At 42.7% G+C, this 11,646-nt stretch carries 5 protein-coding genes and 3 pseudogenes; 2 read left to right on the top strand and 6 right to left on the bottom strand.

Annotated features, from left to right (window positions below; all coding sequences use genetic code 11):
• Positions 1-114: 114 nt before the first annotated feature.
• Positions 115-761: pseudogene (locus HQ50_RS10270) on the top strand (ISAs1 family transposase); the annotation flags it as partial.
• On the opposite strand, the pseudogene HQ50_RS10990 reads toward HQ50_RS10270, so the two are convergent.
• The 4 genes and pseudogenes from HQ50_RS10990 to HQ50_RS12760 form a co-directional block, all read right to left on the bottom strand.
• A pseudogene (locus HQ50_RS10990) lies at positions 743-1,044 on the bottom strand (transposase); the annotation flags it as partial. The pseudogenes HQ50_RS10270 and HQ50_RS10990 sit on opposite strands and share 19 nt — an antisense overlap.
• Positions 1,045-1,365: 321 nt before the next feature.
• Positions 1,366-2,871, bottom strand: a complete 1,506-nt coding sequence (locus HQ50_RS10265; RefSeq protein ID WP_039418388.1) for a RagB/SusD family nutrient uptake outer membrane protein — start codon at positions 2,869-2,871, stop codon at positions 1,366-1,368.
• Between the two features lie 29 nt (positions 2,872-2,900).
• On the bottom strand, positions 2,901-5,954 hold the full coding sequence (locus HQ50_RS10260; RefSeq protein ID WP_039418408.1) for a TonB-dependent receptor: 3,054 nt from the start codon (positions 5,952-5,954) through the stop codon (positions 2,901-2,903).
• Positions 5,955-6,462: 508 nt separating this feature from the next.
• On the bottom strand, positions 6,463-6,579 hold the full coding sequence (locus HQ50_RS12760) for a DUF1661 domain-containing protein (protein WP_235290045.1): 117 nt from the start codon (positions 6,577-6,579) through the stop codon (positions 6,463-6,465).
• Between HQ50_RS12760 and HQ50_RS12755 the strand changes: the two genes are divergently transcribed.
• The gene (locus HQ50_RS12755; protein WP_235290046.1) at positions 6,527-6,640 is read left to right on the top strand and encodes a DUF1661 domain-containing protein; all 114 of its coding nucleotides are present in this window, start codon (positions 6,527-6,529) and stop codon (positions 6,638-6,640) included. The two genes, HQ50_RS12760 and HQ50_RS12755, sit on opposite strands and share 53 nt — an antisense overlap.
• 151 nt (positions 6,641-6,791) lie before the next feature.
• Here the strand turns inward: HQ50_RS12755 and HQ50_RS11760 are convergent, their stop codons facing one another.
• On the bottom strand, positions 6,792-11,387 hold the full coding sequence (locus tag HQ50_RS11760; RefSeq protein ID WP_161780811.1) for an Ig-like domain-containing protein: 4,596 nt from the start codon (positions 11,385-11,387) through the stop codon (positions 6,792-6,794).
• A gap of 148 nt (positions 11,388-11,535) precedes the next feature.
• Positions 11,536-11,646: pseudogene (locus HQ50_RS11895) on the bottom strand (fimbrial assembly protein); the annotation flags it as partial.

The following is an 11,646-nucleotide window of genomic DNA, read 5'->3' as shown; positions in this document are numbered from 1 at the left end:
AATCATAAAATCTGCAAGTTTTCTGCTATGAAGATAAGAAAACTTGCAGATTTAGCAAAGATATTCGCAAACTAATTTGCTGAATATCAGAGATTAAAGATCTATTTAAGGGATGACGAATTACAAGCTATTCCCGAAGTACCGGATAGGCTTGATTTAAGCGGATCAATTGTTAGTATTGATGCAATGGGAACACAAACAGCTATTGCTGAAGTGATTATTCAATCAGAGGCCGACTATATTCTTAGCCTCAAAGCCAATCAGAAGTATTTGTTTGAAGATGTCCAAGATGTGTTTTCAGGGAAATATAAATTTCATTCTTGGGGAACAATAGAGAAAGATCATGGGCGTATTGAAAAGCGTATTTATACAACGCTAAACGCCTCAGGGGTTTTCGATGAGAAAGAATATTCACAATGGCAGGGCTTAAGAAGTTTAATCGAAATAGAGCATATCGTGAGCCGTTTAGATGGAGGCATTCATCAAGAAAAGCAATACTATATCTGCAGTTTAGCCCCTGAAGATTGCAGCAAGATAGGACAATGCATTCGAGGGCATTGGTGTATTGAAAATCACTTACACTGGCATCTTGGTGTGACTTTTAAGGAAGATGCGTGCAGGGCGAGGAAGGACTACTCTGCGACAAATCTTAACACGTTAAGAAAGTTTGCCTTAGCCATTGTTTCGCAGTATAAAGACAAGCTCTCCTTACGAAAGAGGTATTCAAAGCTGCGCTAAACTTAGACTGTCTCAAACAACTTTCTAATGATTTGATGCGGTTGCGAAAATGCACCAATTCAGAAAAGGCACAGGGAGCACAGGGAGTAAACTCTTGCATGCCAAAAAAGTATTGACAATAAGCATTTTTACTCCATTGTTCTACAACGGATTCATCCGAGAGATTGCGAAGGTGCTTGAGTATCAACAATGCACACATCAAACGAATCGGCTTACTACGGCGACCATTATTCTGACAATACAAAGGGCCGAAAGCCATATCAAACTTCTCCCAATTGTTTTGTCGGCCAATTTGTAGACTGGATGCAATTTAATCATGAAAATCTGCAAGTTTCCTGCTATAAAGACAAGAAAACTTGCAGATTTACCAAAGGAATTCGCAAACTAATTTGCTGAATATCAGAGATTAAAAGGACTTTTAAGGGACGACTACACAGAGAGGGAAACACAACTTTTCACCCATTAATTTATTGATTCCCCCCTCCAATTTTCTAAAAATTGACAGACGAACAAAGCCCTAGCTTGTGAAAGTTGGGGCTTCCTCGTATTATGAGTATGAAAAGATAGGGGCTGCGACAAAAAAATTTTGATGCAGCCCCATACTTCATAGCTAGATCTACAACTGAATTATATCGGCCAGTTCTTTATTAGCTGCGGATTAGTTTGTCGATCTCGCTGTGGGAACTCCCAAGTATATGCATAAAAGCCTACAGGAGCTTGAGCTTTCAAAGGAGTAGTATTTGCAAAACCTTCTAAACCAGGCTGAGTCTCAAAAGCATCATGATTATTAGGGATACTCCAGCGGACCATATCACGCAAACGACTACCCTCACCTATAAGCTCACGCGTACGCTCTGCTTGCAGTGCTTCCATATTAACGACTGAAACTTCTGCTCCACGAGCTTTACTCAAAGCCTTGAGATATTTTTCGGCTGTTGGGGTATCTCCAGTCTGAAGAGCAGACTCTACCAAGATTAAGTAGGCCTCAGCAACGCTAAAATAACGAGCTCCGACTTTAAGGCTTGGCTTATCCTGAACATCACGATAAGCCTTGTCCTCAAGGAATTTATTTACTAAATACCCCTTGTCCTTTTTCACAACTTTCGCGATATAGACGGATTTGCGGAAATCTTCGTTTTCATAAAGATCCACTACCCATTGGAAAGGAACTGCGCTCGGATTATATTTTATATCCTTACCTGCTGGCACAGCACCATTTAGTGTCGTAGCAGTAAACGAGCCAAGAGTCGCAGAAGCAAAACCACGAAAAATAATTTCAGGATTATTAGCATCTGATCGATAAATATTCTCAAACTCAGAAGCATCTGCTGCACCAATCAAAGGATACTTATCAACAACCATCTTAGCATCCGCTGCAGCTTTTCCATATTCACCCAACGCGAGGTAAATTCTTGCTCGGAGGGCATAGGCGTAATCACGGCTCACATAAAGAACGCTCTCCCTGTTTTCGGGCAAAACTTCAATAGCCTCAGACAAACGTGACAAAATGTAATCATAACATTGTGCCTTCGTTGCACGGGGACCGATATAACCAGGATTATATTCTTTCAACAGAATAACGCCAAGATCTTTCGCACCGGAATTAACTTCTGTCACGCTTTCATGGAAGCTAAAACGATCCATCAGTCGCCAAATAGCCAATGCCTGTAAAACTTTTCCTTCCGCCAAGAAGCTCTTAGCATTGGCGATCTCGGTGGAATTTTTATACACTTGATTCTGCAATGCAGCTTCCGTATTGTTAACAAAAGCATTCGCTTGCTGATTTAGTCGATTGTATACGAAATAGTAGCCAGCTATACCGGAGACTTCGCCCTCATCAGCACGTCCATGGTCGTTAAGTATGCCTAGATCCCAATTCACGAACGGAGCTAAGGTGTTACCATCAGTAATGGTAGTGCAATACATATCGGATTGAAGTTCCTGATAAAAATGCATTCGTGGATTTTCAGTATTACGCAAAAGTGCGTAAAGACCATCTCTGTTTTGTTTCGTCTGCACGAAAGAAGTATATGGCTGTTGGAAATCATTTCCTTCGGGGTCGCGGTCAAGCTCGCAAGAGGATACGCTCGCTGCTAAGAAAACTGTCGCAACCCAATAAATTATTTTTTTCATATCAAATGTTTCTTAAGAATAAGTAAATCCTAGAAAGACAACTGAATACCCGCAACGTACTGCTTAGAATTAGGATATTGATTTTGTCCCACATTCCCCCCTGCTTCAGGGTCAAAGCCTTTATACTTCGTAACAGTTAACAGATTGCGCGCCATCAAATAGACACGAGCTCCACCAATCACATTCTGCCCGGCAAAAAGACTATTGGGGAGTACATAGGTGAGTTTGAGATTCTTCAAACGCAGGAAAGAAGCATTCTCCAACAAATGCGTATCAAACTGAGGAGACTGTCCCAATTTTGGAACATCTGTTTCTTTATTATCCTCTGTCCAGGCATTCAATAGCATTTTATCTTTATTTAATTGCATCAATCCACCTCCATTCTCTGTAAAGTAACGGTCATTATTGATCATCCATTTACCAACGATGTAGGCAAAATCAGCATCTAATGAAAGTCCTTTCCAAGAAGCACCTAAGGAGAAACCACCTGTAATAGGAGGAGTAACAGACTTATCAATTCGTGTCTCCAAGTCTGCTGAGTACTGGCTTGTTGTAACTTTATTACCATTCGCATCGACTTGACCAGGAACATACCACAACTGCTTACCGGTTTCTTTGTCGATTCCAGCATATTCAGCCATATAGAACGAATTGGGGTACCCAATTTCCCATATAGTACCGGTATTAGGCAACATGTACTTATTGAGGCCGAAGAAAAGCTTTGTTATTTCCTGTCTATTGTAGTTGAAATTCGCAGAAGCATATACGTTCCAGTCCTTATTTTGGTAGATCGTCCCCTTAAGAGAAAGGTCTACACCCGTATTTTTCATAGAGCCTACATTCTGATACTGTGAGAAGAAACCACTGATATAAGGCATCGGGACATCAATCAACATATCATTCGTAGTGCGGACATAGAAATCTACCTCTGCAGATAAGCGATTATTGAAAGCCCCTGCAGCCAAACCGAAGTTGAACTGAGACTGCTTTTCCCACGAGAGGTCGGGATTGCCTGCTGTAGAAATGCTAAGCCCCATAGCATCTTCGGTATAATTGTTCACAGTAACGAGTGCTTGGTGATTGTAATTACCAATTTCCGAATTACCCGTTGTACCATAACTCATTTTCAGTCGAAGATCACTGAGCCAATTACTTTCTTGAATGAATTTATTATATATGTCAAACATTCCACCGACAGAATAGAACCACGCGCTTCTATTATTGGATCCGAATCGAGAGGATTGGTCATTACGAACAGAGAAATCTATATACATCCATTTGTCAAAACCGTAATTAAAACGACTAAAGAAAGACAAATAGGCATATTCAGCGACCCTGTGCTCAGGCAAAGACAAACTATTTCCGGTTTTTCCCTGGCTCAGTAACATCAACTTATCACTTTCAAATCCTTTAGAATATGCCCCAATAACATCCCCTTCATATTCAATATATTCATGCCCCAACAATGCTGTAAGATCATGTTTTTCATCAATTGAAAACTTATATTCGGCCGTATTTGTAAAAGACTTGCTAACATCTCGATAAGCTCTTTCTCTTCTTTCCCCAAGAGGCGTAGAATCATACGGATTATTGGGCATTCTCTTAGAAGAAGTGCGAGTATTAGTAATATCAACACCAGCCTGTGCCTTTAAAGTAAGGCCTTTGATCGGAGTAATCTGGGCGAAACCATTTACATTGGCCTGATGTGATTCTGAACTGTACGGTCTCATTTTTGCGAAGTACGGTTCTGTCATAGAAGGTCTGGTAGCTCCATATATGTAATAGACATCTGCTAAATCCCCATTCACATCAAAAGGGTTATAATAACGAGGCGTCGTTAACACACCGAAAGTACCCGACCCCAAATAATACTTTCCAAAATAGTCGGCAGATCGTCTATTCGCTATCGCACCAGACAAATTTGCACCAACTTTCAGCCATTCGTTGATACGACTTTCGAAGTTGAGCCGGCCACTATAACGCTTAAAATTTGCCGGTTCACGAGCCATACCTTCCTGATCGAAGTAGCCTATAGAGGCATAATATGAAGTTCCCTGAGACCCTCCGGAGAAAGAAATATCACCTTGACTGGTAGGTGCTGTTTTAAACAAAGCCTTGAGCCAGTCTGCATCATGATTAAAATCCACCGGGAACAATGTCTTACCATACTCATCTTTCAAAGAATCATAATTGCCATACAAATCTTCAGCTCCGGCAAGGATCATATCTTTAACCTTCTGAACGGTTTGATTGTTCCCCCAAAAACCTGCCTTCACCTGAAAATCCAGCAATTCATCTCCGGTCATCATATTATCAAGGGGCTTAGTATTCAGGATTTTAGAAATCCCGTAACTGGCATTAAAGGTAATACGACCTCTCTCGCCCATTTTACCTTTCTTCGTTTGAATGAAAACGACTCCGTTTGCAGCACGAGCTCCATAAATAGATGTTGCAGAAGCATCTTTCAAAACGGACATAGATTCAAAATCATTCGGATTCATCGTAGCCACAACATCCAAAGAAGTTTGCATACCATCCACGATATACAATGGTGCAGAGCTTGCCCCCAACGACCCTGTACCATGAATCTTTACGTCTGCAACCTTTGTAGGGTCACCGGATGTAGTCATGACCTGCATACCGGCCACTTGACCCTGAAGGGCGTCCATAATGTTGGCAACAGGTTTCTCCGCCAACTTCTCACTGGACACCTTGGCTACAGAACCGGAAACGGTGCTGAGCTTCTGCCCCGTACCATAACCTAATACAACTACCTGCTCCAGGACCTTAGAGTCCGGATCCAAAACGATCTTCATTACGTTAGCAATGGCAACCTCTTTGGTAGTCATACCGGAGTAGGACACTCTCAGCATCTTGGCATTGGCGGGCACGCTGAGCGTGAAGTTACCATCCAAGTCGGTCGCAGCACCGATAGTGGTGTTTCCGACAACCACGACATTCGCGCCGATCAGGGGTTCATTATCTTCGGAGGAGATAACCGTACCCTTCACGGTTCTATTCTGGGCCATAGCCCACCCAATGCTCGTCAGCAAGCAAAGGAAGAATAGCGTCATTCTTTTCATAGACTTTTCTTTTGCGTTAAACTTAAAATTATTACTGTTATGTTGTTTCCTTATCTTTCCGGCTTTGCCCTTAACCAAGGAAAGTGTCAGAAAGCCCCCACCGGCCACAGGCACGGGTATACGAAACTTCCACAACTACCCTATGATACGGACAGCGACAAAACTAAATAAAAAAATGCAACCAGACTAATCCTCTTCTCTTTTTTTGATCTAATAATCCGGAAGGGCTGTCCATTTGACACGCAAACCTTACAAAAGACGCACTTTTGGCCATCTTACATGCTTATTGCCGAAACCCTGAGACAAAACAGAAGCTCCAAGGAGGTACAAACACCTTCGTAATAGCAGATAAAACAGAGCGATTTCTTATATATAAACAGCAGCAGATTATCAAGAGAGCATTGATAATTTCCACATCCTGTTCAGACATTTTGGAGGACAAGTTATAAACAATAATTCCTCTCGCCGGATTCCTGATAAAGCATGCCCCCCTAAAGAAAAGATCGCTTTACGCGCGAAAAATTGCTTGACCGACACGCCGAAAAACATGGCGCGAGAAAATTTTCGCTTTGGTGCGGGAAAGAAAAAATTTACGCGCCACAACGAAAAAAATCTCGCTCCACATTTCCGGAAAATACAGACCGCAAGCGGAGAATTTCCGGGACGTGTTTTTCATGGTCACTTGAGATCGAACTCACGAAAAAGCAGGAAGGAGTTACAAATCGTTCAATTTGCAGCTCCTTCCTTATTATAAGCTGAGATCAAGCTAAGACAGTTCTTTCAAAAGGAAACTATTTTAGCATTCCTCCTCCTATGATGCTCGATCTGTTCAGCTCATCAGTTAACGATTAGCTTCCTTACGTCAGTAGCTGTAGTAGGACTATGAAGACTGACAACATACGCTCCATCAGTCAGAGCTTCTGTCATCGACTTGCCTCCAGCCTTTACATCCCCGCGGAACAATAGCTTACCGTCAGTGGTGTAAATTTGCACTGTGTAGTCATGGGCACTGTTGTTGCTAACAACAATCCGCTTTCCAACCGTACCAACCACAACAGACATTTCCTCCGAATCAACGCCGGCCTCATCAAACGAGAGTCGGAATCGTGCACCCGAATCCCCTCGTTTGGCCTCGAATGAATACGAAGTGGTATTCGTTATACGGTGCTTGGATTCGGTCTGAAGATCGTGCAGATATACAGCCCCTTTCGAAAAATGATCAGAAAGGGCAAACTCCAATGTGTATTGACCATCCTTATCTGCATCGAAGCCGATCTGCAGATTATCCAACTCAGGAACAGCCGCAACCTGGAATTTATCATTGCCGATATCCGACAGCGCATAAAGCTGTGAAAGTCCCTTCTCCGGCAGCTTGCGACCATCCCAGCCGTTGTCGAAACCAAAAGAAAGACCCGGCTCCGTAAAGATCCACAAACGGTCGGCAGACTCGTTGCCAAGAACATCCATCACAAGAGAAGGCATACCGGACGAACCCGTATCGTTAGAACGCCATACGATCTGAGCCCCATTGCCGTTGTTCACCGTCGTATTCTTCATCAGCTTATCATATAAGATCTGCAACGTGCAAGATGCTCCGCTCTGCATCTTCAACAAGAAGGAATGCATCGATGGAATTCGATCCGGCAGGTTGGACTGACCCGCTGTATTCTTCGGAACCGACAGGTACTGACCGGCTTGATAACCCGAAACCGTGCTTCCATTGAGCTTGCGCCACTGGTCGCGCGTACCCGTGTTGAAAAGATAGACCGTCTCCTCGACTTCCGGCGGGAAGACAATACCCTGCCTGATGTCGATGGCTGCAGTATAGGAGTTACCCACCAAGTTAGATCCGGAGTAGTTCACATTCGGCGTACGAGTCAGGTTAAGGAAGGCGTCACATACGCAAATTATACCCTTGAAGCTATAAACCCCCGTGGGCTGTACCTGTACATCATTCGTGATCTGGTAGCCCTTGAACTTCTGAAGCTGTGTATCCGGCGCATAAGGAGCAGGGCGCCACTTATCTCCATTGAAAGGCTCAACCCATTGGTTTATAGTCTCATTTCCTTCAACATCCCCGTAAGGGAAATCTGATTCATTGACAGGTATTCCAAAATACTGCCAGCTCCTACGGTACATACCGCAGTCGGCACAATCATATCCCTGATTGTAAAACTCGACAGTAGCTCCTACATCTTGATTAGCCCCGGGATTACGGAACAACAATGTCCCGGTCGGATTGTCTTTCGACGATTTCACGACGATAGTACCGGCAGCCTGATTGTTATCCTCAACTACTCCGTTAATCATTAACTGATTGCCCGTAGTTATTACCAAATTCTTGTCGGAATGATTGATCAGATTACCGATAACACGTCCCTCCGTTCCATCTTGTTCGATATCGTCCAGATGTAGATCTTGCTTCGCAGGACCAGACTTAGGATTATTCGCTTGTGTTGGATTATTTTGCTCTGTAGCGAATTCGATATTCTCACCAACAGCGGGAACGATGTTGTTCGTCCAGTTATTGGGCTCATTCCATTTATTGAGCATACCCAGCGTACCCCCTATCCAATAGTTGGCCGCAGGTTTAATGAGTATATAAACCGTAGCCTTATCACAGGCCTTTGGCGTTCCATCATCGCACACACAATAAACAAACCGGTCGGGTCCAACATAGCCATTAGTGGGTGTATAAGTGAAGGTACCATCAGCACTAATAACGACATTACCGTACTGAGGAATAGCAACGAGTGTTGTATTCACAATCTGATTATTCCCTTGAGCATCATAGTCATTAGCAAGGACATTACCTGTTACGGGAGTATACTTAGTTGTTATAAAGGCATCGTCAGCTGCAAAGGTCGAATTCTCTGTATCAGGTAGGACCTTGATCGTAACAACGGCATCGTCACAACGATTCAAGTGGTCGCACACTTGATACTTGAAGTTTACATCTCCTACAAATCCTGGATTCGGCACATATGTAAATGTTCCATCGGCGTTGAGTGTTAAAGTTCCATTTGTTTGAGCAGTTCCACCATCTACCAGTGTAACGCTGTTCGGGTTAAGATCTCCATCGGGATCAAAATCATTAGTAATGACATTTCCGTTAAGAACCCCACCCTTAGGCATAAGATAATTGTCATTAACAGCGACAGGAGGATTATTATTCGTTACTGGCAGAGGAAGAACCTCAATTGTTACCGTGGTCGAAGTACATGCATTATGGTTATCACAGACCTCATACGTAAAGGTATCTTCTCCTACATAATTGCTTGATGGCGTATAAACATAAGATCCGTCAGCATTGATAGTCACATGACCTCCATTCTGCGTCGGTATATTTACCTGAGGAGTGACATGTATCGGGTCCTTCTCTGGATCATAGTCGTTAGTAAGAACATTACCTCTAACCGGTATATCCACGAACGTAGTATTCACGTCAGGAACAGCTACGGGCGGACGATTTTCCAAATAAGCGAAATAAGTAGTCTCGAATAGATGCTTCCAGCTAATACCGATATTTGCTCCGTCCAAAGTAGATCCCGGCACCTCCGTAAAGCGATAAAATTTGCCATTGTAGGTAAAGTTTTTTGCACTGGGCGTAACAGAGAAATACTGAAGATTATCATTTGTTTTGTCCAGCTTTATCCATTTGGGAGCTATATAATCGTTTCCAGGAGGAAGGAAGAAATCCGGAGAATGGACGATTTGGGCTGCACTCAAAGACCCGACTACAGTTCCATCTGCCAATATAGGTTGGCCATCCATATTAACCAAGACATAATTACGCTTTATGACGCCATAGCCTGGTTTTACGGTTGGACGCGGAAACAGCAAACACTGATTGGCTTCTCCGTTGGAATTGGTGTAATTAAGCTTGGCTTCTTTATTGGTATCATATCCGCCCAAATCAGGACCTATAGTCGAAACATTATTGATTTGCGCTTGATCCATATTTTCAATGTCCGCAAAAATACGGTAGGTCAGCGTAGCTTCGGATGAGCTCAAAATAGTACCCGTTGTCCATGTCAACTTTCTAGTAGTGATATCATAATGTACGGTTCCATTAGTAACCTTTACCAGATGAGTAACATCACCCGACTGAGTCACATTTTTAACGATGAAACCGGGAGCGACAAAGTCTGTCACTACACCTTTCTGTATCCCTATATTAATAGTCTGAGCGATATTATCGAAAGCTGCAGCCAAATTTTGGGGGGTCGCAGTAAAGAAGTGATTCTCGTCTGTAGCGGTTAATTTCAATGAATTATTAGCCAAGGCAAAATTTCCCAAGTCATAGCCAATAGTATGAATTGTATATCCTGAGCTTTTTGCGAACTGAGCTTCATTGATGGCTGCATTACAAGGGAAATAATAATAATATGGATGGCCAAACTTCGGTTCATACACCAATGCACCGGCAACACCATCAAAAGTAATTCTTGCGCTCAGACTACTATAATCGAATTTGGATTCCGGCAAATCTCTCCGCCCAACTTTAGAAGATTGAGTTGGATAATTTGGAGTAAGAGGTGTAGATGGATTGTTGGAAACATAATTTGTAGGAAAATTGATTGCTCCTTGTATAACCAGATCAATGGGGTCATTTGCATTTCCAGTTTTGCCAATGAAATCTGCAGTAGTTACATTTTTAACCGGATACTGCTCGGTCGCTAATCCGTCAGACATCAAGATAATATGCTTGTCGACAGCATTAGAGGTAGCCATAATATTTCTTGCCACTTTAAGCCCCCCTTGAGTATGTGTTCCCCAAATAGGAGTTAAAGCCCTGATTTTTTGACAGAGAAAAGCAGTGTCTTTGGTAAAATCAGATAAGAAATGAGGCTCATGGTCATAACTCACAAGAGCGATACGCACCCCCTCTGTAGCGTTTCCCTTAGGCAACATCTTTTTCACGAAACGCTGTCCTGAAGCAATAGCGGATTTTAATCTAGCAATGTTTTGCCCACCCATTGATGAAGACTGGTCAATAACTATCACCACGTCAACCGGTACCGTTACTGCTTCGGTAGTGATTTTTAGCGTTACATCCCATGCGTTAGGGTTATCAGGATCAGTAACTGGAACCGCATACTTGTCAACGGCAACGGGAACCACAGGAGGAGGTGTCCGTAGATTTTCTGTGAAAAAAGACTTCTCTTGCGAGGTTAAACGATCAGCATGCTTTATTTCACTCACTGGCGAAGCAACTAATCCACTGTGTTCAAAAACAGATTGGCATACAATTCCGGCATTAACTAAGTCACCCTTATTTGTAGTCGTCAATTTAGAATCCGTTGAATGGTTCGGAGCCCAAAGCTTCTCTACATCTGCCACTCTTTCATAAGGGCGAGCTTTTATCTGAAAGGCAAATACCGTGCAGAATAAAAGAAACACCGCAAGTATTATTATATATCTTTTCATCATTACTATTATTTCGTTAGTCGCTGCAAATCAACCCAAACAACACGCGCAATCAAACACATGTAATCAACTCCTATTTTCACCTAAAGACTTTCTTTTTTCATATCCATTTAGCCTCGTCTAGCATATCTCGCAAGACTTGAATAAAATATCAAATCTCGACTTCATACTTATACCAATGGTTTCTCAAGACCTTCTCGGGCAAAGGCAAACGATAAAGTTCAGGCCCGAATTCGGGAGGAGGAAGCTCTCCATCATCCAC

Source organism: Porphyromonas sp. COT-052 OH4946, from assembly GCF_000765965.1.
Classification (GTDB): Bacteria; Bacteroidota; Bacteroidia; order Bacteroidales; family Porphyromonadaceae; genus Porphyromonas; species Porphyromonas gulae.
This window is presented reverse-complemented; position numbering and strand designations above follow the sequence as displayed.